The following is a 22,111-nucleotide window of genomic DNA, read 5'->3' as shown; positions in this document are numbered from 1 at the left end:
CATACATGAAGGAGTCCCATGGTCCGGCCCACAACCGTTGACATCCTCGACACCACATTGCGCGACGGTCTGCAGATCGAAAAGGCCATCGTGCCCACCGATGTCAAGGTCACCCTGGCCGAGAAGCTCATAGGCTCGGGGCTCAAACACATCGAGGTCGGCTCCTTCGTCAACCCGAAGAAGGTCCCGCAGATGGCCGACACCGACGAGCTGGTGCGCCTCCTCGCCCCACACGAAGCCGACGGGGTCGAGTTCTACACCCTCGTCTTCAACCTCAAGGGCGCCCAGCGCGCCGTCGACTCCGGCGCCAAGAACATCAAACTCGTGCTCTCGGCCTCCGAAGGGCACTCGCAGGCAAACTCCGACACCTCCATCGCCGAGGCGTCCGACCGCCTCATGGATGCCGCCGTCTTCGCACGCGACCACGGGCTGCGCTTCGACATCACGACCGCCGTGAGCTTCATCTGCCCCTTCGACGGGATCACCGAGGCGGGCCGCCTCGTCGAGGTCCTCCGTCCCTTCGTCGACGCCGGAGCTCATGGAATCGGGGTGGCCGACACCATCGGCAACGCAAACCCGTCCCTGGTCCGCCGCAACACCTCGGCGGTTCTCGAGGCCTTCCCGGACAAACCGGTCAACCTCCACCTCCACGACACCTACAACTTCGGCATGGCCAACGTCATCGCCGCCCTCGACCTGGGGATCGCGAACTTCGACGCAGCCATGGGCGGGCTCGGCGGCTGCCCATTCGCCCCGGGAGCTGCCGGCAATATCGGCACCGACGACCTCGTTCACCTCCTCCACCGCGAAGGCGTGGCCACCGGCGTCGATGTCGAGGCCCTCACCGAGGTGCGCGACCCCCTCATCGCCGCGGTCGGACACGACCTGACATCGAGCCTGTCCGACATCCCCGCCACCCCCGCGGTCTTCGACGATCGGTTCGCGACCGCCTCGGCGAGGGACTGATATGACCACCGAAACCGCCCGCACCGCGCCCGCGGACCCGACTCCGCCCCGACCGTCCGCGGAACCTCTCCCGCTCGAAGGCATCCGGGTCATCGAGTTCTCGCACATGGTCATGGGCCCGAGCTGCGGGATGATCCTCGCCGACCTGGGTGCCGAGGTGATCAAGGTCGAACCGCGCGGTGCCGGCGACAAGACCCGCTATCTGCCCGGGTCGGGATCCGGGCTGTTCCCTGCGTTCAATCGCAATAAGCACAGCGTCCAACTCGATATCGCCGAGACGGCCGACCGTGACCGCGTCCTCCACCTCATCGACTCCGCCGATGTCCTGCTGGAGAACTTCCGCGTCGGGAAGATGGAATCGATCGGATTCGGATACGAGGAGCTGTCCGCCCGCAATCCCGGCCTCATCTACTGCTCCCTCAAGGGATTCCTCTCCGGCCCCTACGGGAACCGGGCCGCCCTCGATGAGGTCGTGCAGATGCTCGGCGGACTGGCGTATATGACCGGTCCGCCCGGTCAGCCGCTGCGCGCCGGCGCCAGCGTCAACGACATCATGGGCGGAATGTTCGGCGTCATCGGCATCCAGTCCGCACTGCGGGTGCGCGAGACCACCGGCCGCGGAAAACTCATCAACTCCGCACTGTTCGAGAACAACGCGTTCCTCGTCGGCACGCATATGGCGCAGTCCCAGATCAGCGGCGAACCACCCCGCCCGATGCCGACCAGGCAAGCCACCTGGGCCGTCTACGACATCTTCCGCGATGCCGATGACAACCAGGTCTTCGTCGCCGCCGTCTCCGACGGGCAGTGGCGCGACCTCTGCGACGAATTCGGGCTGACGGGGCTGGCCGCCGATCCGGACATGCTGACAAACCAGGGGCGAGTCGACCGGCGCGACCGTATCCACTCAGAGCTCCAAGGGGCCCTGTCCCAGCTGAGCCTGGCCGAGATCGAGGAGAAGTGCACCCGCCGGGGACTGCCCGTCGCTCCGGTCAACACGCCGGCAGACCTCACCACCGATCCGCACCTCGTCGCCTCCGGAGCGCTCGCCCACACCGGACTGCCGAGCGGTGCAAGCGTCGATGTGCCGCTGCTGCCGCTGACCTTCGACGGGTCCCGGCTCGGACTGCGCAGCGATGTGCCGGAACCGGGTCGCCACAACAGCCATTACCGCGACGGCCCGGCAGTGCCGACGGGCCCGCCGGTCGAGGGACCACAGCCCGACGAGGACCGCTGGGACTGACGACTCGCTCAGCGGCACACCGGCTCCGGGCGGAGGAGTTCCTTACCGCCCGGCACCGAACCGGCAGGCGCCGGGCCACAGGCACCCGGCACCACCAGAACCAGATCACCAAGCACACCGCCATATATCGAGAACCGAACACACAAGGAGACAGCTCATGCGATCAACGACGATCACACGCACACGGACGGCCGCCTCGGCGAGGAACAGGACGACGAGCACTCGCAAGCGAGCGACGACGATCGCAGCCGTGCTCGCTTCGGTCGCCCTCGTCGCCACCGCCTGCGGAAACAAGGCACAGCCCCCGGGCGAGGGCGGGGACTATCCGAAGGGACCGGTGTCGGTCACGGCTCCGGCCGAACCGGGATCCGGCTGGGACACCACGGCACGCGCCCTCGTCGAGGCGCTGCAGAAGGAAGACATCGTCTCCACGCCGCTGCCCGTGCAGAACAAGCCCGGCGGCACCGGCTGCTCCTGGCTGACGTCGATGATGCGGCAGGAGAAGGGCAAGGACGACCAGATCGCCATCACCTCCCTGGCCAGCCAGACGATGAAGGCTCGCGATCTCTGCGAATACGGCCCCGAGGACGCCACCCTCATCGCCACACTCTACGTCGAGGACTTCATGGTCGTGACCCCGAAAGACGGGGACTTCAAGGATCTCGACGCCCTGGTCAAGGCGCTCAAGGACGACCCACAGAAGGTCACCGTCGCGGCGGCTGGAGACGACACCCTGCCCTTCGCCCTGTTCGCGAAGGAAGCCGGCGTCGACCCGGCCGACATCAACTTCGTCAACTACGACGGCGGTGGAGAGCAGACGACCGCCATGCTCAACGGGGACGCGAAGGTCGCCATCGCCGGCATGAGCGAGTTCCGTTCCGTCATCGAAGCCGGTGACATCGAACCGCTCGTCACCTTCGCCCAGGAACCGCTGGCGGCACCCTTCGATAAGGTGCCCACCGCGAAGGACTCCGGCTACGACGTGACCCTGGGCAACTGGCGCGGAGTCTACGGACCTGCCGAGATGCCGCAGGAAGCCGTGGACTTCTGGGCCAAATCGCTCGAAGACGTGAGCAAGTCCGACGCCTGGAAGGAGACGCTGAAGAACAACCAGTGGGCCACCGAGTTCCACACCGGCGAGGACGCTCAGGCCTACGTCGACGACGCGGCCAAGACGGTTGCCGAAGGCGTCAAGGAGACCGATCTGGGCAACAGCAAATGACCGCTCACCGCACCGACCTCATCACCGGCGGCGCCATCGCCGTCATCGGCGCGGTGTACTACATCGCGACGTTCTCCATTCAGGAGACCGCGAACATCGTCACTCCACGCACCTTCCCCGCCATCGTCGGGATCGGACTCATCGTGCTCGGCCTCTTCCTCGCCGGGCAGGCTGTCGTCCGGCACCGGAAGGACAGCCTCGCCGAGGCGGGGCCCGGGTCTTCCGGATCCGCACCCGCACCCGCACACGCGGTCGGGGACGGGGAGGGTGCGGCCGCCTCGGCGGGGGAATCCTCCCTTGAATCTGCCGACCGTTCCTCCGGGCAGGAAGGGGTCGGCGGGATCGTCCTCGAAGCCCCGCCGGAGCCGCAGGTGCGCAAGGTCGTATTCCAGTTCGCGCTCTTCTTCGTCTATCTCGCGATCCTCATCCCGGTCGGGTTCCTCCTTTCGACGGCGGCCTTCCTGATGGGGCTGACCAGCATCTATGCGCGTGAGAAGTGGATCCGCAACCTCATCTTCTCCGTTCTCTTCTCGGTCGTGGTCTACGCGGCGTTCGTCTACGGACTCGCCGTGTACCTGCCCGTCGGGATCCTGGGTTAGAGGGGGGCGGACATGGACACTCTCATGGATCTGGGTGGCGGCTTCGCGTCGGCGCTGGAGCCGGTCAGCCTCGCCTTCGCCCTCCTCGGCGTGCTGCTGGGCACCGTCGTCGGCGTGCTGCCCGGCATCGGACCGATCTCTGCTATAGCGATCCTCATCCCGGTCTCCTTCGGCATGGAGCCGGTCCACGGCCTCATTCTGCTGTGCGGAATCTACTACGGGTCGATGTACGGCGGTTCGATCACCGCCACGCTCATCAAAACCCCTGGTGAAGTGGCCAGCGCGGTGACCGCAATCGAGGGATATGAGATGGCTCGCCGAGGTCGGGGCAAGGCTGCCCTGGCGACCGCGGCGATCGGATCGTTCCTCGCCGGCACGCTGGCGATCATCGGACTGACGTTCCTCTCACCCTTGCTTGTCAAGCTGGCGAACGTCTTCGGTGCCACCGAATACTTCCTGCTCATGGCCACGGCCCTGCTGCTCGCGTCGACGATGTCGGCGGGCTCGCGGGCCAAGGCGCTCATCTCGATCTTCATCGGCCTGGCCGTCGGCCTCATCGGGCTCGACTTCCAGACCGGACTGCCCCGGCAGACGTTCGGCGTCGACCTGCTCTCCGACGGGATCGACTTCACGATCTTCGCGATGGCGCTCTTCGCCATCCCCGAGGCGATCCGCAATCTCGCGCTCGGACGTGGGGCGAAGGATGAGATCCAGAGCTTCGGCGACGACAAATGGATGACGAAGCAGGACTGGCAGCGGTCGGCGGGGCCGTGGGCTCGCGGTTCGGTGGTCGGCTTCTTCATCGGCATCCTGCCTGGCGTCGGACCCTCGCTGGCCTCGTTCATGTCCTACATCATGGAGAAGCGGCTCTCGAAGCGGAAGGACGAATTCGGTCACGGCGCCATCGAAGGCGTGGCCGGTCCCGAAGCGGCGAACAACGCCGGTGTCGGCGGTGCGATGATTCCGCTGTTCAGCCTCGGCATTCCGGGTTCGGCGACGACGGCGCTGCTGCTCTTCGTGTTCACGATGTACGGCCTGCAGCCCGGACCGCTGATCTTCCGGGACGAGACCGGACTGATCTGGACGATCATCGCCAGCATGTACATCGGCAACATCGCGCTCATCATCCTCAACCTGCCGCTGGTCGGGGTGTTCGTGAAGCTGCTGAAGATGCCGAAGGAGCTCCTCTTCTCGTCTATCCTCGTGCTCGTGGTCATCGGCGCCTACGCCATCGAATTCAGCCTGTTCGGGCTGATGATGCTCGGCATCTTCGGCGTCATCGGCTACCTCATGGAGAAGGGCGGCATCCCCTTGGCCCCGGCGATTCTGGCGCTCGTGCTCGTGCCGCTGCTCGAAGACAACTTCCGGCGCATGCTGCAGATCTCCGGCGGTTCGTTCGCGCCGTTGGTCACCAGGCCGGTGTCTTTGTCGATCATCATCCTCATGGTGCTCGGCATCGTGGGGCCGATCGTCTTCCGGTGGTGGGTCTCCCGGCGGAAGCTGCTCGCTGATGTGACGGTGTCGTGAAGGGTGGGTATGAAGAGTTCTGAACAGGCGCTGCCGGAGATCGGCGTCATCGACCGCAGCGCTGCCATCCTCGCGGTCCTCCAAGATGCGCCGATGACGGCTGCGGAAGTGTGCCGCCGCCTCGGCTATTCGAAGTCGACGACCTATCGGCTGCTGACCGACCTGCGGGCGCATAGGTTCATCGTCCGTGATTCCTCGGGGCTGCTGCGGTTGGGACCCTTCCCGGGACGGCGCAATATCGCCACGACGAACTCGGTGCTCGAGCACCTGCGGGCGATGACCGGGGAATCCGTGCAGCTGTGGGTCCGCGTCGGTGAGGATCGGGTGTGCGTGCGCAATGTCGAGGCCGATCATGAGCTGCGCGTCTCGCGCGGAGTCGGGGCGGTGCTCCCGCTCGTCGATGGCGGTTCTGCGGCTCTGGCGCTGTGCGGGCCGGGGAATCCGGCGGAGTTCTACGCGACGAAGCAGGCACGGGTGGCCGGGACCGCCTCGGCGAGTGTGGCTTTCACCGTCGGTGCGATCGTGTTCGCCCTCTGCGTGTCCTACCCGCTGACCCGGGAGCCGGGCAATGTCGCCGGTGCCTATCGCAGCCTGCTCAGCCGGGCTGCCGTCGATCTGCGGGCGCTGCTCGACGGCAGCGAGGAGCTCGAAGTGCTGCGCGACATCGCCCGTCTGGCGCTGGGCGCGCGGAAGCAGGCGGGGGAGTAGGGCCGTCTGCATTGGCCCGGGAAGGAACGGGGCCGTCTGCACTGGCCGGCGGTGGAGTGAGCCTGGCGACGAGACCGGCGGGCCGACCAGACGCGGTTGAACGAGTCGTGGAATGAGCGGAGCTGGCTGCCGGAGCGGGTGCCCACTGATGCGCTGACGCCTGTGGGTGAAGTATGCGTCGCCGGTGCGGGCATGGGTATCAGCGGCAGAGGAATGTCGGTTTCGACTCGGGATTTCTACATTTCTCGCCCGGGAAATTCCGCAGGGCCTGCCTGGCCGTCCGATTCTGACGGGTATGGGCAGGGAGGCGCCACTCGTGCGTCGACGAGTTGTGGACGGACCCGGACTCGTGCGTCGGCACTCTGTGGACACGTCAGCTGCATCCACAGGGTGGGAGCCCGTGCCTTGCAGTCGGGAGCGTATCCGACTCTCCTGCTGGTCATGGACCTTCTCATCGAGCATCGAAGCTACCCGTCGCTCTTCAGAACCAGAGAGGCTGAGGAACGGGGGATCAGCCAGTACCATCTGCGATACGACCCGCGTTTCGGCGCCGTGACGGCGGGCATCCACCGGGACGAGGTGAGATGCGTCGAGCACCCGACTCCGAGCTGGGCCGACGAGAAATGGATGGAGGAGAGCCTCCGGCTCAGGGCGATGAGCTTAGTCGTTCCCGGGATCGTCGCTGGAGGTGCCACGGCAGCCCGGCTGTTCGGTTTGCCTCTGCCGCATAGACTCATCGATGATCACCTGCACCTGGTCACTTTCGACCCGGGCAGGAAGGTGTCGCGCAAAGAGACGACTGTGCGCCGCCATGCTCTTGAGGAAGCCGGGTACTGGCTTGAGCTGCCGATGCATTCGCCGGTCGGGGTCTTTCTCGACCTCAGCGTCGAGCTGGCACATGACGAGCTCGTTGCCCTCGGTGATGCGATCGTCGGCGGGTGGCATGGGCCACCACTGTGCAGTCTCGAGTTCCTGAGGACGAAGATCACGCAGCGGAAGTACCTGCGACAGCGCTCGCAGGTCGAATCAGCACTGACGCTGATCAGGGAAGACGTTGATTCGCCGCAGGAGACGAACCTCCGGCTGTGGGCGCTGAGCCGTGGGCTGCCGGAACCTGTGGTCCACCCACGGGTCTACTGCCGTCTGCTCAACCGCACGGTCGAGCCGGACTTGGGCTATCCCCACGCGAAGTTGGCGCTCGAGTACGAAGGTGAACACCACCTGATGTCCAAAACACAATGGGCCAGCGACATAGCCAGGGACGAGGCTCTGCGGCACGAAGGCTGGGAGGTGCTGAGGGTGACGAGCCAGATGAGCCGGGCTGACCTCGAGCGGAAGATTCGGTACCACCTCGAACGGAAAGCAGGCAGCGGCGGTGGGTAGCAGGTGGTTGGTCGAAGCAGAATAGGTCCGATTCCGCGGGAGGAGAATGCAGATCTTCGAGCCATAAGACCACAATCTGTTCCCGGTGATTCGGGGGAACCCTGTCTGCGACCCCGGGTATTGCTGCGATGACGCCAGATGAACGGCAGCGCTGTCGCAAGTGCCGACCGGTTCTAAGGTGGGTATCTGAGCCCACAGACCCGGTGTACACCCGAGGAGAGGACCCCCAATGTCCACACGCATCGCCGTCGTCGTCGGCAACCCGAGCCCCAATTCGCGAACCCGCCAGGTGGCCGAAGACCTCGCCGCCAAGATCGCCGAGGTGACCGGATCCGAGATCGACGAAACCATCGAACTCGCCGAGGTGACCGACGAGATCTTCGAATGGAAGTCCGACAGACTTGACAAGCTCACCGAACGTCTGGCCACCGCCGACTTCGCGGTCATCGCCACTCCGACCTACAAGGCCAGCTACACCGGACTGCTCAAAGCCTTCCTCGACCGGTACGACGCTGGCGGTCTGCACGGACTGACCGCGATCCCGGTCTTCACGATCGGGTCCCCGGCGCACACGCTTGCTGTGGAGACGACCCTGCGTCCGCTGCTCGTCGAACTCGGCGCCAGCGTGCCGACGAAGGGTCTCGCGTTCCCGACCGCAAAATTCGAGGACCGCGCAAACGTGCTCGACGAATGGGTCGACAGCCAGAAGGAGTACCTGCCGCAGAGCGGCTGAGGACACTCTTCAGCTCGGTGAAACTGCAGCGGCTTAGTGCAGGGGCCAAGCTGCTGCAGGTTCACCAAGCTGGTGATGAGTGCGGCACCCGAAACGTGGCGCGGGCCCGCTGCACGCATCAGCGGACCCACACGGCCCGAGGGTGGTCCGCTTCGTTGAGCGGCGCCCTCCCGCGGAGGGGAGGCCCTCCCTCGAAGGACGGCCGCCTCGGCGAGGTTCAGTCGATCTGCATCTCGCCCATCGCGTCCCAATCGTCGCCGTCGATCTGACGGGAGATGATCTTCGGCGTCGCTGCCAGTGCGGAGTGCATCGGCCCGCCCTCGGCAATCGCGGCTTGGAAATGGTCAGACTTCACATGCGCTTCGGCGGCGTCGTCGTCGAAGGCCTCGACGAGGACATACTCGTTCGGGTCATCGAGGCTGCGCGACCAGTCGAACCATTTGTTGCCCGGTTCGGCGCGGGTCGCCTCGGTGAATTCGCGGGTCAGATCGGGCCACTGTTCGGCCATGTCGGGTTTGACGGGGAACTTCACGACGATGAAGATCATGTCTTCTTCCTTCTCTCTGTGGTTGTTCTCTCGGGTGGAGATGTGGGTGTGGCGGTGTCGGTTTCTGCTCTCAGCGACAACGTTACGAGAACTGCATTCCGCCGTCGACGAGCATGGTCTGTCCGGTGATGTAATCGGAGTCCTCGCTGGCGAGGAACGACACGAGGTTCGCGACGTCCTCGGGCACGGACACCCGGCCCATGAGGATGTCACCAGCATATTTCTTGATCGCCTCACCCTTGGCCAGCCCTTCCTCGGCGGCGAGCTTCTCATCGATGAGATCCCACATTGCGGTGCCGACGATGCCAGGGCCGTAGGCGTTGACGGTGATGCCGTGCTTGGCCCACTCCATTGCCGCACCCTGGGTGAGCCCGCGCACCGCCCATTTCGTCGCCGAATAGGGAGAGAGCAGAGCGAAAGGACGGAATGCGACGATCGACGCGGCCCCGATGATCTTGCCGCCGTTGCCCTGCTCGATCATCTGCTTCGCCGCAGCCTGATACGACAGGAAGACACCGGTGAGGTTGACGTCGACGATCTTCTCGAAATCAGCCTTCGAATACTCGATGAGGGGTTCGACCTGCGCGATCCCGGCGTTCGCGACGAAGACGTCGAGTTTTCCTCCCGCATCGACGGCAACCTCGACGAGGCGGCTCAGCGATTCCTCATCCGTGACGTCCACCGCGGCTCCGGTGGCCTTCCCACCTGCGCTTTCGATCGCTTTGACGGTCTCCGCGACGCCATCCTGCATGGCCGGCAGATCGGCGACGATGACATGGTGACCATCGGCTCCGAGCCTCTGCGCGATGCCCTGACCGATTCCCCGTGCGGATCCCGTCACCACTGCGACGCTGTTGTTCGTGCCCATTTCTCCTCCTTGAGTTCTCAACTGTGAGCGAGCACGATCATTCTCAGCAGAGTCTGCCGCCGGAAGACACGGTCCTTCTCATGTGGCGATAAAGCTGGGGGTCAGACGTGGCCGGCTGTGGGGCGGGTGATCTCCGTCGGGAGTGCTGTCTCCATCGAGAGCCCGGGGCTCAAGCGTGCTCAGCAACGGGGACGGTGACCGAACCGCCGCGCAGGTAGCTCGACGCCAGGCCCGCATGCTCACGCAGGGTCGACTCGACCTGCTTCGCCCGCCCCGCCATCTTCGACGTGGGGGTGCTCATCGCCATTGCCCCGACCTGCATTCCCGTGCCGTTGCGCACCGGCACGGCCGCGCAGGTCTGACGGGGCAGGAACTCCTCGTGCTCCCATGCGATTCCACGGGTGGCCACCTCGGCGAGGTGGGGGTCGAGGGCCTCCCGGCTGATCATCGTCTGCGGGGTCAGCACCTGCATTCCGCGCGCCTCGAGGTAGTCGGTGCGCTGCGGTTCGGGCATTCCGGCCAGGAGGATCTTGCCGAAAGCGGTGGCGTGCGCCGCCTCGTGGAAACCGAAGCGCAGAGGCCGCAGCCGCGGGTGCTTCTCACAGTCGGAGCAGTAGGTGAGGATGATGTCCGAGCCGCGGTAGATCGCGAAATAGGCGGCGGTGCCCAGCGACCGGTGGAGCTGATCGGTGATCTGCCGGATCGGATGCGGAGCGACGAGGCGCTGCTGGAACGACAGCCCGAGCTCGAAGCATTTGGGGCCGAGCTCGAAGCGTTTGGAGTCCTTGAGATAGACGAGATACCCGGAATCGGCGAGCTCGTTGAGGAGCCGATAGACGGTGGGCAGCGGGATCTCGAGGCGGGTGGCCACGGTCTTCGCGGCGGCACAGCCCGAAGCGGCGACGGCCTCCAGGACGGAGAAGGTTCGTTGGATCACGGCACTGTTGGACACACGGTCTCCTGACTGTGCGATCGCCTCGGCGATCGACTTTTTCATGTGATGAGAATGAGGATAGTCCCTGGTGTCGCGGGTCACATAGGTTGCTCATGTCAGGACAGTGGCGGGCGTGCGTCGATGCCGCCTGCCGAGTGGAGCAAAGGAGCATCCGATGGCATTCCCTGCAAAATACCCATCGCTGAATGCGATGGAGATGACGGACGAGGCGAAGCAGACCCTCATCCGAGTGCTGCGCGTGGCATTCCCGCACGCAGATTTCCCCGACGGACCGTATGTGCGCACCGCGGAGAAGATCCTCATCGCCGCCGATGAGGAGACGTGGTTCCGGGTGGCCCTCATCCAAGGGCTGCTATCGTTGGATCAGCTCTCCGACGGTGATTTCTGCGGACTCGATGATGACTCCGCGCTCAAGGTGCTGCGCCGGGTCGAGTCCACCGAGTTCTTCGGTTTCGTCCGCCGCACCGCCGTGCTCAACCTCTATGACGATGTCGAGGTGTGGGAGACGCTCAGCTACGAAGGACCCTCGTTCGACAAGGGCGGCTACATCAACCGCGGCTTCGACGATCTCGACTGGCTGCCAGAACCGCGGATCGTCTACCCCGAGGACGAGCCGCTGCCGGAGCTCGGCGACGGGGTTATGGGTGTCCGCAGCGGCAGCGCTGCCGGTGACGATTCGACCAATCAGCCGGCGCCGCAGAGCGTCGAGATGGGTGAGGTGAAGAAGTGATGACCGCTGAGAATATAGGACGCGGTGCCAGCGCCGAGGCTGGACGCAGCGTGACCGGATACAGCATCGACCCGGACGAGGAGGCCGTCGTCATCGTCGGCTCCGGCGCCGGCGGCGGAACCCTGGCCTACGAACTCACCGCGAAGGGCATCCCCGTCGTCGTCCTCGAAGCCGGGCCGTATCTGCACAACGAGGACTACGTCAACAACGAATGGGAAGCCTTCAACCAGATGGCCTGGCTCGATCCCAGGACGACGACCGGATCGTGGCGGATCGCCCGCGATTTCCCGAACCTGCCGGCCTGGATCGTCAAAGCAGTGGGCGGAACGACGACCCACTGGTCGGGTGCGACCCCGCGATTCAAGGCTCATGAGTTCAAGGCGCGCAGCGTCTACGGACGCATCGACGGCGCCAATCTCCTCGACTGGCCGATCACCCTCGAGGAAATGGCCCCGTACTACGACCGGGCCGAGAAGGCGATGGGCTCGACCCATGTCCACGGTCGCCCACCGCTGCCGGCGAACAACAACTACAAGGTCTTCGCCGGCGGGGCGAAGGAAGTCGGCTACAAGTTCTACGCCACCGGTCCGTATGCCACGAACGCCGAAGAATACGACGGCCGCCCCGCCTCCATCCAGGACGGCTTCAACTTCCAAGGCGATAAGAACAAATCCAAATGGTCGACCCTGGTCAGAGAGCTGCCGCGGGCTGCGGACACCGGGCTGCTCGATCTGCGACCCGAGTCCCAGGCCGTGCAGATCACTCACGATGCCAATGGCCGGGCCGACGCCGTGCTCTACCTCGACAAAGAGGGCAACCTCCACCGGCAGGCCGCGAAGATCGTGTGCGTGGCCGGCAACTCGATCGAGACGCCGAGGCTGCTTCTGCTGTCCGGCACACCATCCTGCCCCGATGGGTTGGCGAACTCGTCCGGACACGTGGGCCGGAACTATATGCGCCATCTGACCGGCACCGTCTGGGGCCACTTCGACAAGCCCGTGCGGATGTACCGCGGGGAGACGATGGCCGGGGTCATCGCCGATGAGTCGATCCACGACCCCGACCGCGGGTTCTCCGGTGGCTATTACATGGAGACGATCTCACTGGGGCCGGCGTTCATGGCCTCCTTCGTCGAACCCGGCGGGTGGGGACCGGACTTCGCGGCACTGCTCGACCGGTATCTCAACACTGCGGGAATGTGGATCGTCGGTGAGGACATGCCGCAGGAGAGCAACCGGGTGACGCTGAATACGACGGTCAAGGACACGAATGGTCTGCCCGTGCCGAACGTCCACTACGACGATCACGCCAATGACCTGGCGATGCGCGACCACGCCTACGCCGCAGGTCAGAGAGTCTACGAGGCGGTCGGGGCGCAGACTTCACACCACACTCCGCCGTATCCGTCGACGCACAACCTCGGCACCGCGCGGATGAGCGAACGTCCCGAGGACGGTGTCGTCGACAAGTGGGGCCGGACCCATGACGTGAAGAACCTCTTCATCTCCGACGGCTCGGTGTTCACCACCGGCGCCGCAGCGAACCCGACCCTGACGATCGTGGCGCTGGCGATCAGGCAGGCCGAGTACATCGCCGAGGCGCTGCGGACCCAGGAGGTGTGAGGCTGGGGTTCGGCTGATCGTCTGGGTGGTTGCCACTCCTCGGCCGGTCTCGACTCGGTGAAACTGCAGCAGCTTGGTCTAGGGGCCGAGCTGCTGCAGTTTCACCGAGCTGGTGGAGCTCTCAAGTCGGGGAGAGCAAGCAAGTTCTGGCTATTCCTGGCGGGAGATAAACCGCCCCACCGCGCGGCTGTCTTGGCTGGTGGCCCCTTAGGATGAAAAGGAGACCGACTCAGGAGGAGACCGCTCGTGTCACGCACCGTCTACTACACCGCGACCACTCTCGACGGGTTCATCGCCGACCCGAACGACTCACTCGAATGGCTTCTGCGCCAGACCGAAGAACCCCCAGATGACGGGTTCATCGACGGAGTCGGAGCGATCGTCATGGGCGCGACGACGTACGAGTGGGTGCTGCGCAATCTCGACGGACCATGGCCCTACAAGGTGCCGACCTGGGTGATGACCCATCGCAAACTTGGGCTTCCAGCGACCGGTACCGGGAGCGGGGCTGATGCGAAGACGTCTGGAACCGAGGACGATGGAAACGCGGCGGACGCGGGAAAGGGAGGGGCCGCCTCGGCGCCGGATATCCGGTTCGCCAAGGGATCGGTCTCCGACCATTACTTCGAGATGTGCACGGCCACCGGCGACCGTGACCTGTGGGTGATGGGCGGCGGCGACCTCGCCGGACAGTTCGCCGACGAAGGGCTGCTCGACGAGATCATCACCTGGACCGCGCCGGTCGTCCTCGGCAGAGGCCGGCCACTGATGCCGCGCCGCCTCGACCTCGAACTCCTCGAGGTCGGAAGCAGCGATCCCTTCGTCATCGCCCGCCACCGCGTTATCGGCCCCCTCCTCGAGGACAGTCCGGCAGAGTGATTCCCCTCGCCGAGGCGGGGCGACGTTCCGTCCGGGAGGACAGGGCCGCCTCGGCGAAGGGATCGACGTTTCGTGCGCAGGGGAGGGGCGCCTCGGCGAGGTTCATCCGGATGTCGGGCACCTCTGGTGGCCGGGCGGGATTCCGTGATTCGATGCGTACATGACTGCTGCGCTTGAGAATCATCGGACCCGCCTGCGCGCGGGGGAGATCTACAACGGACTGTGGATGATGTCGACGAGCCCGGAGCTGGCGAAGATCGGGTCGGCGGCCGGGTTCGACTACGTCTGCCTCGATCTGCAGCACGGGCTGGTGCGGCCGACGGATGTGCTGCGGCTGACCGACGCGGTGCGCGCCAGTGGGGACGCGCTGGTGACGGCGCGGGTGGCGGCGAACCGCTTCACGGAGATCGGGGCGCTCGCCGACGCCGGGGTCGAGGCGATCATCGTCCCGCTCGTGTCCTCGGTCGACGAGGCGCAGGCCGCTGTGGCTGCGCTCGACTATCCTTCGCGGGGAGGGAATCGCTCGTGGGGACCGACCGCCGAGATCATGCACAATGCCGTGCAGGACACTCGGGACGAACGTCCGCTGCTGTTCGTCATGATCGAAAACGAGGAGGGCCTGGCCGCGGTCGAGGACATCTGCGCCGTGCCGGGAATCGACGGTGTCTACGTGGGTCCGGCCGATCTCGCGTTCGCCGTCGGTGCGCTGCCTGGTCAGCCGAATGAGGCCCACGCCGAGGCGCTCGTGCGAATCCGTTCGGCTGCCGATGCCGCCGGGGTGGTCCCGGGAATCCACTGCGGCGACGGCGAGGAGGCCAAGCTGCGCAAGGAGCAGGGCTTCCGCTTCATCACCTCATGCGGGGACTTGGGCGCGGCCGGCCGAGCCTTCCGCGAAGACCTGAGAGCCGCCCGTTCCTAATTACTACCTGACGGCGGCCCAGCAACCTGGCGCGAGGTATCTGGGCCGCCGTCACGTAGTAATTAGGGGGTGGTGATTGTGCGGAGGGCTTTTGTCGGGGCCCGGAACTCGTGCGGCAGATCCGTTAAAGGGACCGGACCGCCTAGGATGTCCTCCCACGGCAGTGCTGCACCGTCGGCAGCCAAGAAATCCACGGCCTCGGCCAAGTGGTGGGGTTCGAAATTGTGGACTCCGGTGATCGTGCGCCATCCGCGCACCATCTGCTCGGGATCGATCGACAGCTGCGGCCCGGGAGTCACGCTGCCGGCGAGCACCACGGTCCCGCCGATGCCCAGTGAGTCGATGCACGATCGCACCCCCGCCTCGGTACCCGAGAGCTCGAGTGCGACGTCGACATCATCGATCTCCGTGCCCGGCTCAACCGACCGGGTCGCCCCGGCCCGGTCGGCCAAGCCGCGACGGTCCGGGTGCGGATCGGCGGCGATGACCTCGGCGGCGCCACGGGCCAGAGCGGCCCCGACCGCGGTGAGCCCGAGCATCCCGATGCCGTTGACGAACACCCGACGACCGGAAAAGTCGCCAGCGGCCTCGACCATCGCCATCACCGTGGCCACGGCGCACCCGGCCGTCGCCGCCACCCCGTCGGGCAGCGAATCCGGCACCGGGACCATGGCCACGCCGGACGGCAGATGGATATGGCTGGCATAGGTGCCCGACAGCGCCCAATCCGACTCGGCCGATTCGTGGCCGACCTTGCGCACCGAGGTGCATTTCGCGCTCAGCCCGCGCCGACAGTTCCGGCATCTCCCGCACACCGAGGTGACCGAGAAGACCACACGAGACCCGACGGGCACATTCCCGCGCGTCTCCTCGACGATGCCGACGCCCTCGTGACCGAGCACCGAGGGACACGCCCCCGACCGACGCCCGCTGACGGTATGCCGGTCGGACCCGCACACCGTGGCCGCGGTCAGCCGAACCAGACTCTCACCGGGTGCCAGCCGCGGGCGGTCGAATGTGCGGAGCTCGAAAACCGAACCTCCGGTCCATACCTGGGCAAACGGCTGAGCGTTTGCACGGCCATGATCGGCCGCCTCGGTGCCGGGCAACGTCAATGGGGGCGCGGTCGTCGTCGAATCGGGGATCGTCGATGTCACTTCGCGACCACCGCGGTCTCCTGCTCTGCGAGGGCCGCTGGCAGGTCCGCGACGGAGTCGAGGACGAAGTGTGCGCCCTCCGCCGCGAAATCCTCCCGGCTGAGGTGTCCGGTGAGGACACCCACGGCCGTGACCTCGGCGCTCAGCGCCGACTCCACATCCGCCGAGGTATCTCCGACGCTGACAACGGCCGCGCGGTCGGTGACCCCGACCGTTTCCATGACCGTGTTGATCATGTCCGGGGCCGGACGTCCCGCGGGCACCTCGTCGCCGGTGACGGAGACGTCGAAGATTCGACCCTGCTCCCAGCCCATGGTGGAGAGGATGAGGTCGGCGATCTCACGGGAGAACCCGGTGGTCAGGCCCACCTTGATCCCTCGCTCCCGCAGAGTCGACAGGGCCTCCTCGATCCCGGGCAGAGGCCGCGGAGGATTCTGGGTGTAGGTCTCGCGCAGTTCGGCGCGGAACCACTGCCAGGCTCGCTCGTGGACTTCCTCGGTGACCTCGACCCCGCCGAGGCGGAGCAGATTCTCGATCGCCCAGTGCTTCTCCGTGCCCATCCACTTCTGGAAGACCTCATCGGAGTAGTCCGCGCCCTCCCGTTCGGTGGCCTCGCGCAGCACGCGGTAGACCTCGTCACGTTCGTCGATGGTGGTTCCGGCCATGTCGAAGACGGCGAGTTCAGTCATGTCGATTCTCTTTCTCTTGACGGTGTCGCCCAACTGAGTCGGTGGGCTCTGTGTCGCCCATGCAGACGATGGGCAGGTGCGAATGGTGACAGGCTGCTCAGCGCACGGCTCGGCGCAGCCACATGGACAGGGCTTCGACAGCAAGGACGACGGCGACCATGAGGATGAGCACCATCGTCACGACATCGAACTGGTTGACCCGCGAGGCATTGAGCAGCAGGAATCCGATGCCTCCGGCGCCGACGACGCCGAGCAGGGTGGCCGAGCGGATGTTCGTGTCGAGTAAGTACATGATGTGGGCGACGAACGCCGGTGCCGCCTGCCGAAGGGTGGCGGAGAAGAACACCTGCGCTTCACCGGATCCGGTGGCGCGCACCGCCTCTTGGACCTGGAGGTCCGTTTCCTCAATGGAGTCGGCAATGAGCTTCGAGAGCAGGCCGATGGCACCGATGGACAGGGCCAGGGTTCCGGCCACCTCGCCGAGTCCGGAGATGACGACGAAGATGATCGCGAGGATGAGTTCGGGGATTCCGCGGACGATGACGATGAGGACCCGGAACGTCTTGTGCACCGCTCGGTTCGCCACGACATTGCGGGCGGCGAGGATGCCGATGGGAACCGCGAGGATCGCCCCGATGAACGTCGCCGCCAGCGAGATCTGGATGGTGACGAGCAGCTGCTCGACGAGGTTGGCAAGCGTCCCGCCGGTCGACGGTGGGAAGAACAGGCTCACGGTCTGCGGCAGGTCGAGCAGACCCGCGGCCAGGGCCGACCATGACACGTCCACCCTCCACAGGGCGGCGACCGTGAGGACGATGAGCACCGCCGCCGAGGCGAAGCGACGGAACCGTGCCACGCTCCACGGTGGGGTGAGGCTGAGATCGCCGGCACCCGCGATCCGGTCCCGATTGAACATCCGGTCGACCCAGGTGCCGCCGGTGATCTTCGCCCCCGTCGAGGCCATGAGCGCGGCCCGGATGGATCCGGAGACGAGTTCGATGACGATGCACAGGATGAGCACGATGACCGCCAGCGCCATCCCGCGCTGGTAGTCCAGCGTGCGCAGGGAGTCCGCGATGGCCAGACCGATTCCGCCGACACCGACATAGCCGAGCAGCACCGAGGTGCGCAGGTTGATGTCGAAGCGGTGCAGAGCCGTGGCGATGAGCTGCGGCATGAGCGTCTGCGGGATCGCGGTGAGGATCTGCTGGGAGCGGCTGCCGCCGAGAGCCTCGATCGATTCGCGGGGTCCGTCGTCGAGCTCTTCGATGGCATCGGCGTAGAGCTTGCCGATCATCCCCACTGAATGGATGCCCATGGCGATGATGCCGGCAGTGGCGCCGAGGCCGAACATCCGCAGGAACACGATGGCGAGCACGAGATCGGGAATCGCTCTGGCCAGCACGATGAGCGTGCGCGCAGTCCACTGCGAACCGCGACCCCTCCGGGTGGGACGAGCGGCGAAGAGGGCGACGGGGATCGACAGCACGACGGAGAGCAGAGTCGCCAAGAACACGATCGCCAAGGTCTCGACGACAAGCGAGACGGTCTCACCGAACGCCGGGAAGTCGAGCGGGACGATGCGGGAGAAGAACCCCACGGCATTGTCGAATGACGAGGCGATCGTGGCGATATCGATGCCGAGAGACCACACCGACCAGGCCCCGGCGACGGTGAGGCCGATGAGCACGATGGCAGCCACGGTGGAGTTCCCCGACGGACGGGGCCGGGGCGGGTCCGCGACGGCGGGAGCCTGGCGGTCGACCAGGATACTCATCGGGTGGCTCCCACCCGGGCGGCCGCCTCGGCGGCGGTGTCCATTCCGGACACGCTCGAGTAGATCTGCGAGGCCTCCTCGGCGCTGAGCCCGGCGGTTTCACGGTCGAGGACGACTCGGCCGGTGCGCAGACCGATGATCCGGTCGGCGAAATCGATGGCCAGCTGCACCTGGTGCAGGGAGGCGATGACGGTGAGCTCGTCCTCGGCGGAGATCTGCCGCAGCAGGTCGATGACGTCGCGGGCCGATACCGGGTCGAGAGAGGCGACCGGCTCATCGGCGAGCAGCACCTTCGGGTGCTGCATGAGCGCGCGGGCGATCGCGACGCGCTGCTGCTGACCGCCGGAGAGGGTGTCGGCGCGCTGGTAGGCGCGGTCGGCCAGACCGACACGATCGAGCTTCTCCAGCGCTTCGCGACGGATGGCCTTCGGGTACATCATCAGGGTGATCCGCGGTCCGCGCAGCGATCCCAGCGCCCCGGCGCAGACGTTCTCGAGCACGGACATCGGCCCGACGAGGTTGAAGGACTGGAAGATGACGCCGATGTCGCGGCGTACGGCCTTCAATTCGGATCGGCGCAGCCGGTCCATGTCCTCACCGAGGACGCGCACCCGCCCCGAGGTGGGGGTGTGCAGTCCGTTGATGTGGCGCAAGAGGGTGGATTTGCCCGAGCCGGAGAGGCCGAGGAGGACGCTGATTCCGCCGGTGCGGAATCCGAGGTTGACGTTGTCGAGGCCGAGCACTCCGCCGCCGAAGTCCTTCGTGACATGGTCGAGTTGGACGGAATAGATGGAGTCGATCTCCCTTTGGAGTTCAGGCGTGGTCGGGGTGGGGTGTGAGTGTGTCATAGTCGTCATCTTTCTCAGCCGATGTTCTTGCAGGCATCGGCTTGGGTGGCGTCGCAGATGTCGCGGATCGAATCGAAGTCTGCGTCGGAGACTTCCTTGTAGCCGTAGGTGATCTCCTCGGGCAGGACGCAGTCGTCCTCGGAGTCGCAGATTCCGGCCTCGACCATGGACGGAACATTGGCCTTCTCGCGCAGGATCGTCGTGATCTTCGTGGCCGTATCGGCGTCGAGAGAGTCCTTGTTCACCGCGATCGGGTCCTCGGTGATCGGGTCGGATTCCCAGACCGGCTCGAGGCTGCCCGCCTCCACCTGGCCCGACTTCTCGAGGGTGGTGAGCATGGCGTCGTGGGCGAAGGCGACATCGCAGTCGCCGGAGTTCAGCGACAGCAGCGAGGCGTCGTGGCCGCCGGACATCACCGGTTCGAGGTCCTTGTCCATGTCGATGCCCTCGTCCTGGAGGCCCTTCATCGGCACGAGGTAGCCCGAAGTCGAGGCAGCATCGACGAAACAGACCTTCTTGCCCTTGAGGTCCTTCAAGTCCTTGACGTCGGAGCCCTTCTTCACATAGGCCAGCGAGGTGTAGGCGGGATCCTTGGACTTGTCGTTCGTCGGTGCCGCGGCCGGTTCGATGTTGATGCCGGAGTCCTTGGCGATGACATAGGCGAAGGGGCCGAACGAGGCGGCGTCGATCTGGCCGGCGCGCATGCCCTCGACGACGGCGGCATAGTCCGAGGCGTTCTGGAATTCGACCTTCTTCCCGGTCTCCTCCTCGAGCAGCTTCGTGACGTTCTCGAAGGAGGACTCGAGCGTCGAGGAGGACTCGGCGGGGACGGCGGCGAAGGTGATCGTGTCGTCACCGTTTCCTCCGGAGCTGCCGCAGGCGGCGAGCAGAGGAAGGGCGAGGAGGCCGGCGGTGAAGGTGCGGACCGCTGTGGAGCGGGAGAGGGAGGTCATGGCAGGGTTGCCTTTCGAAGAGCGGTGCGACGGAAGCGCAGTGATGTTCGTTCTCGTCCATCGTGCCGAGGCCATCGTCTAATGTCTATACAACTTGGGGTAGTTCACCGACTGGACATGACAACTTCACGGTCGGTTCGGAGTTACCCCGACGTATCGTGGCGGCGGTCACCGAATCCGTCGGAGGGGAAGTCGCCTCAGATGTCGGCGGTGCCGCCGGAGAGGATGAGGTCGGCGATGCCGAAGGACAGCGTCATGCCGATCCCCGAGGCGACGACGGCGACGCTCGTGCGCTCATCCGGGCGCTCGAGGACGAGGTTCGTCGTCGGGCTGTCGGCGTACATGCCCAGCCATCGCTGCCGCACGCGCGGGCTCTCGATTCCGAGCACCGAAGTGGCCCGATCGAGCAGAAGGTCGCCGATCCTCTCGTCGATGAACGGTTCGGGGCTGAGGTCGTAGGCGTGTGAATCGCCGATGAGCAGGCCCTGCGGAATGTCGGTGACCATGAGGTTCGCAATGCAGTCGCGCAACTCCGGTTCCCGTTCGTCGAGGTCGTGGCGCAGCGCCTCGGCGCCGGGCATCGCTGCGAATCCGTCGTAGCGGGCCAGGGAGGTGCCGGTGAGCATCGCGAAGCCGGTCGGGAAAGATCGCGGGGCCTCGATGAGCGACATTACGAGCGAGCAGACGCGGACCTCGTGGGTTTCGGCGATTTCGGGAAAGAGGCTGGTGAGCTGATATCCAGGGCAGACGACGACCTGTTCGGCCTGAAAGTCCCCGCGTGTCGTCGACACGGTGCCGTCTGCCACTGCGGTGACCTGCGTGTTCCAGGTGAACTCGACGCCCTGCTCGGCCAGCCATGCGGCGATTCGCGGGGCTGCCTGGCGGGGATCGACGCGCATATCCAGCGGCAGATGGGCGCCGCCGATTGCGGCGAGGTCGGGGTTCCCGACCGCCTCGGCGATCTGCGATGAGTCGAGCAGTCGTGCTTGATCGGGGCCGCGATGGGCGGCGAACTGTTCGAGGACGGCGAGCTCGGCTTCGGTCATCGCGGGGATGAACGTTCCGGTCTCGGCGGCCCAGAGCCCAGTGGCGGTTGCGGCGTCGCACCAGCCTTCGCGAGCAATCGCTGTGATCGGCTGCGCGGCATCCGATTGTCCGGTGAAGCAGGCGTGGCCGAAGTTCTGGATGGACGAGCCCACGGGGCGGTCGGAGCGATCGATGACATGGACGCTGCGGCCCTGTCGGTGGGCGAGGAATGCGGTGGCCAGGCCGAGGATGCCCGAGCCGGTGATGATGAGATCTGTTGTCGGCATTCCCTCATATTCGTGGGGATATGCCGTACTATGAAGATATGTATGTACAAGTTTGATGTCTGTTCACCTGAACGTGACATTGCGGCCCCGCGAAGTCATGCCGAGTTCACCGAGGCAGCACTCCGCGACCACGGGTCGCGGTCCTCTGAGTCACCGAATGAGCACCGCAGAAGGAGAAGTGAAGCCATGACTACCGGGCCGAGGCACCGCACCCGTCAGCAGCATGACGAGATCGCGCACTACCTGCGCACCGCGATCCGTGAAGGCTCGTTCCAGCCCGGCGATGAGCTGCCCTCCGAGGCGGAGCTGACGAGGAAGTTCGAGAGCTCGCGCGGACCGGTGCGGCAGGCGATGTCCGCCCTGCGTGGGGAGGGGCTGATCTCCTCGGGGCGGGGAGGCGGACGGTCGTTCTCGACAACGTCCTCACCCAGTCCTTCGATGACGTCATCTCGTTTTCCCAGTGGTGCCACGCC

Annotated in this window: 22 protein-coding genes and 1 pseudogene; 13 read left to right on the top strand and 10 right to left on the bottom strand. The window is 65.8% G+C overall.

From position 1 onward, the window contains the following. Nucleotides 1–18: 18 nt before the first annotated feature. The 8 genes from BLU88_RS01690 (at nt 19) to BLU88_RS01655 (ending at nt 8,381) form a co-directional block, all read left to right on the top strand. Nucleotides 19–966 (top strand): hydroxymethylglutaryl-CoA lyase, encoded by a 948-nt coding sequence (locus BLU88_RS01690; protein ID WP_092009453.1) that lies wholly within the window; start codon nt 19–21, stop codon nt 964–966. Between the two features lies 1 nt (nt 967). After that, entirely contained in the window at nt 968–2,209 is a 1,242-nt protein-coding gene (locus BLU88_RS01685) for a CaiB/BaiF CoA transferase family protein (RefSeq protein WP_092009451.1), read from the top strand. 157 nt (nt 2,210–2,366) lie between these two features. Next, nucleotides 2,367–3,431, top strand: coding sequence for a Bug family tripartite tricarboxylate transporter substrate binding protein (locus BLU88_RS01680; RefSeq protein ID WP_092009449.1), 1,065 nt, complete (start codon nt 2,367–2,369; stop codon nt 3,429–3,431). Then, a complete protein-coding gene (locus BLU88_RS01675) occupies nt 3,428–4,030 on the top strand; it encodes a tripartite tricarboxylate transporter TctB family protein (protein ID WP_092009447.1) in 603 nt (200 codons plus the stop codon). Before BLU88_RS01680 ends, BLU88_RS01675 begins: the two co-directional genes overlap by 4 nt. A gap of 12 nt (nt 4,031–4,042) precedes the next feature. After that, nucleotides 4,043–5,557 carry a tripartite tricarboxylate transporter permease gene (locus tag BLU88_RS01670; protein WP_092009445.1) on the top strand — a complete coding sequence of 505 codons (1,515 nt, stop codon included), beginning with the start codon at nt 4,043–4,045 and terminating at the stop codon, nt 5,555–5,557. Nucleotides 5,558–5,566: 9 nt separating this feature from the next. After that, nucleotides 5,567–6,265 carry a helix-turn-helix domain-containing protein gene (locus tag BLU88_RS01665; protein ID WP_092009443.1) on the top strand — a complete coding sequence of 233 codons (699 nt, stop codon included), beginning with the start codon at nt 5,567–5,569 and terminating at the stop codon, nt 6,263–6,265. A 441-nt stretch (nt 6,266–6,706) separates the two neighbouring features. Beyond that, nucleotides 6,707–7,648, top strand: a complete 942-nt coding sequence (locus BLU88_RS01660) for a hypothetical protein (RefSeq protein WP_157688928.1) — start codon at nt 6,707–6,709, stop codon at nt 7,646–7,648. A gap of 229 nt (nt 7,649–7,877) precedes the next feature. Further along, a complete protein-coding gene (locus BLU88_RS01655) occupies nt 7,878–8,381 on the top strand; it encodes an NADPH-dependent FMN reductase (RefSeq protein WP_092009438.1) in 504 nt (167 codons plus the stop codon). 217 nt (nt 8,382–8,598) lie between these two features. On the opposite strand, the gene BLU88_RS01650 is transcribed toward BLU88_RS01655, so the two are convergent. The 3 genes from BLU88_RS01650 to BLU88_RS01640 all read right to left on the bottom strand — a co-directional run bounded on the left by BLU88_RS01650 (nt 8,599) and on the right by BLU88_RS01640 (nt 10,793). Beyond that, nucleotides 8,599–8,928, bottom strand: coding sequence for a putative quinol monooxygenase (locus tag BLU88_RS01650; protein WP_092009436.1), 330 nt, complete (start codon nt 8,926–8,928; stop codon nt 8,599–8,601). Between the two features lie 82 nt (nt 8,929–9,010). Beyond that, complete coding sequence (locus BLU88_RS01645) at nt 9,011–9,796, bottom strand: SDR family oxidoreductase (protein ID WP_092009434.1); 786 nt, start codon at nt 9,794–9,796, stop codon at nt 9,011–9,013. Nucleotides 9,797–9,965: 169 nt separating this feature from the next. Next, nucleotides 9,966–10,793 carry an IclR family transcriptional regulator gene (locus tag BLU88_RS01640; RefSeq protein WP_092009433.1) on the bottom strand — a complete coding sequence of 276 codons (828 nt, stop codon included), beginning with the start codon at nt 10,791–10,793 and terminating at the stop codon, nt 9,966–9,968. 112 nt (nt 10,794–10,905) lie between these two features. Between BLU88_RS01640 and BLU88_RS01635 the strand changes: the two genes are divergently transcribed. The 4 genes from BLU88_RS01635 (at nt 10,906) to BLU88_RS01620 (ending at nt 14,901) form a co-directional block, all read left to right on the top strand. Further along, the gene (locus BLU88_RS01635; RefSeq protein ID WP_092009431.1) at nt 10,906–11,481 is read left to right on the top strand and encodes a hypothetical protein; all 576 of its coding nucleotides are present in this window, start codon (nt 10,906–10,908) and stop codon (nt 11,479–11,481) included. Then, entirely contained in the window at nt 11,481–13,103 is a 1,623-nt protein-coding gene (locus BLU88_RS01630) for a GMC family oxidoreductase (protein ID WP_092009429.1), read from the top strand. Before BLU88_RS01635 ends, BLU88_RS01630 begins: the two co-directional genes overlap by 1 nt. A 246-nt stretch (nt 13,104–13,349) precedes the next feature. Next, nucleotides 13,350–13,982: a dihydrofolate reductase family protein gene (locus tag BLU88_RS01625; protein WP_092009427.1), complete on the top strand. Its 633-nt coding sequence runs from the start codon at nt 13,350–13,352 to the stop codon at nt 13,980–13,982. A gap of 160 nt (nt 13,983–14,142) precedes the next feature. Next, complete coding sequence (locus BLU88_RS01620; RefSeq protein ID WP_092009425.1) at nt 14,143–14,901, top strand: HpcH/HpaI aldolase family protein; 759 nt, start codon at nt 14,143–14,145, stop codon at nt 14,899–14,901. A gap of 62 nt (nt 14,902–14,963) precedes the next feature. Here BLU88_RS01620 and BLU88_RS01615 read toward each other — a convergent pair whose 3' ends face one another. The 6 genes from BLU88_RS01615 to BLU88_RS01590 all read right to left on the bottom strand — a co-directional run bounded on the left by BLU88_RS01615 (nt 14,964) and on the right by BLU88_RS01590 (nt 21,638). Next, a complete protein-coding gene (locus BLU88_RS01615; protein WP_197678171.1) occupies nt 14,964–16,058 on the bottom strand; it encodes an alcohol dehydrogenase catalytic domain-containing protein in 1,095 nt (364 codons plus the stop codon). Then, nucleotides 16,055–16,747, bottom strand: a complete 693-nt coding sequence (locus BLU88_RS01610) for a phosphonatase-like hydrolase (protein ID WP_092009423.1) — start codon at nt 16,745–16,747, stop codon at nt 16,055–16,057. Before BLU88_RS01610 ends, BLU88_RS01615 begins: the two co-directional genes overlap by 4 nt. A gap of 97 nt (nt 16,748–16,844) precedes the next feature. Next, nucleotides 16,845–18,524 carry a phosphonate ABC transporter, permease protein PhnE gene (gene phnE, locus BLU88_RS01605; protein WP_092009421.1) on the bottom strand — a complete coding sequence of 560 codons (1,680 nt, stop codon included), beginning with the start codon at nt 18,522–18,524 and terminating at the stop codon, nt 16,845–16,847. Next, complete coding sequence (phnC, locus tag BLU88_RS01600) at nt 18,521–19,372, bottom strand: phosphonate ABC transporter ATP-binding protein (protein ID WP_092009419.1); 852 nt, start codon at nt 19,370–19,372, stop codon at nt 18,521–18,523. Before phnC ends, phnE begins: the two co-directional genes overlap by 4 nt. Nucleotides 19,373–19,386: 14 nt before the next feature. Further along, complete coding sequence (locus tag BLU88_RS01595; RefSeq protein ID WP_092017025.1) at nt 19,387–20,325, bottom strand: phosphate/phosphite/phosphonate ABC transporter substrate-binding protein; 939 nt, start codon at nt 20,323–20,325, stop codon at nt 19,387–19,389. Nucleotides 20,326–20,522: 197 nt separating this feature from the next. Next, nucleotides 20,523–21,638 (bottom strand): TIGR03364 family FAD-dependent oxidoreductase, encoded by a 1,116-nt coding sequence (locus tag BLU88_RS01590; protein WP_092009417.1) that lies wholly within the window; start codon nt 21,636–21,638, stop codon nt 20,523–20,525. Between BLU88_RS01590 and BLU88_RS19095 the strand changes: the two are divergent. Then, a pseudogene (locus BLU88_RS19095) lies at nt 21,549–21,980 on the top strand (GntR family transcriptional regulator); the annotation flags it as partial. The gene BLU88_RS01590 and the pseudogene BLU88_RS19095 sit on opposite strands and share 90 nt — an antisense overlap. On the opposite strand, the gene BLU88_RS18340 reads toward BLU88_RS19095, so the two are convergent. Then, nucleotides 21,878–22,108, bottom strand: coding sequence for a hypothetical protein (locus BLU88_RS18340; protein ID WP_197678247.1), 231 nt, complete (start codon nt 22,106–22,108; stop codon nt 21,878–21,880). The pseudogene BLU88_RS19095 and the gene BLU88_RS18340 sit on opposite strands and share 103 nt — an antisense overlap. Nucleotides 22,109–22,111 lie beyond the last annotated feature (3 nt).

Origin of the sequence: Brevibacterium siliguriense (assembly GCF_900105315.1) — a bacterium.
GTDB classification, from domain to species: domain Bacteria; phylum Actinomycetota; class Actinomycetes; order Actinomycetales; family Brevibacteriaceae; genus Brevibacterium; species Brevibacterium siliguriense.
Note: the sequence above shows the minus strand (reverse complement) of the source record. Positions and strands in the feature narration are given on the sequence as shown.

Bases quoted from the DNA above. Each gene is read 5' to 3' on its own strand.
- BLU88_RS01685 (WP_092009451.1), top strand. From the start codon at position 968: ATGACCACCGAAACCGCCCGCACCGCGCCCGCGGACCCGACTCCGCCC.
- BLU88_RS01645 (WP_092009434.1), bottom strand. From the start codon at position 9,796: ATGGGCACGAACAACAGCGTCGCAGTGGTGACGGGATCCGCACGGGGA.
- BLU88_RS01595 (WP_092017025.1), bottom strand. From the start codon at position 20,325: ATGACCTCCCTCTCCCGCTCCACAGCGGTCCGCACCTTCACCGCCGGC.
- BLU88_RS01590 (WP_092009417.1), bottom strand. From the start codon at position 21,638: ATGCCGACAACAGATCTCATCATCACCGGCTCGGGCATCCTCGGCCTG.
- BLU88_RS01630 (WP_092009429.1), top strand. From the start codon at position 11,481: ATGACCGCTGAGAATATAGGACGCGGTGCCAGCGCCGAGGCTGGACGC.
- phnC (WP_092009419.1), bottom strand. From the start codon at position 19,372: ATGACACACTCACACCCCACCCCGACCACGCCTGAACTCCAAAGGGAG.
- BLU88_RS01665 (WP_092009443.1), top strand. From the start codon at position 5,567: ATGAAGAGTTCTGAACAGGCGCTGCCGGAGATCGGCGTCATCGACCGC.
- BLU88_RS01690 (WP_092009453.1), top strand. From the start codon at position 19: ATGGTCCGGCCCACAACCGTTGACATCCTCGACACCACATTGCGCGAC.
- BLU88_RS01660 (WP_157688928.1), top strand. From the start codon at position 6,707: ATGGACCTTCTCATCGAGCATCGAAGCTACCCGTCGCTCTTCAGAACC.
- BLU88_RS01670 (WP_092009445.1), top strand. From the start codon at position 4,043: ATGGACACTCTCATGGATCTGGGTGGCGGCTTCGCGTCGGCGCTGGAG.
- BLU88_RS01650 (WP_092009436.1), bottom strand. From the start codon at position 8,928: ATGATCTTCATCGTCGTGAAGTTCCCCGTCAAACCCGACATGGCCGAA.
- BLU88_RS01610 (WP_092009423.1), bottom strand. From the start codon at position 16,747: ATGACTGAACTCGCCGTCTTCGACATGGCCGGAACCACCATCGACGAA.
- BLU88_RS01635 (WP_092009431.1), top strand. From the start codon at position 10,906: ATGGCATTCCCTGCAAAATACCCATCGCTGAATGCGATGGAGATGACG.
- phnE (WP_092009421.1), bottom strand. From the start codon at position 18,524: ATGAGTATCCTGGTCGACCGCCAGGCTCCCGCCGTCGCGGACCCGCCC.
- BLU88_RS01640 (WP_092009433.1), bottom strand. From the start codon at position 10,793: ATGAAAAAGTCGATCGCCGAGGCGATCGCACAGTCAGGAGACCGTGTG.
- BLU88_RS01655 (WP_092009438.1), top strand. From the start codon at position 7,878: ATGTCCACACGCATCGCCGTCGTCGTCGGCAACCCGAGCCCCAATTCG.
- BLU88_RS01620 (WP_092009425.1), top strand. From the start codon at position 14,143: ATGACTGCTGCGCTTGAGAATCATCGGACCCGCCTGCGCGCGGGGGAG.
- BLU88_RS01680 (WP_092009449.1), top strand. From the start codon at position 2,367: ATGCGATCAACGACGATCACACGCACACGGACGGCCGCCTCGGCGAGG.
- BLU88_RS01675 (WP_092009447.1), top strand. From the start codon at position 3,428: ATGACCGCTCACCGCACCGACCTCATCACCGGCGGCGCCATCGCCGTC.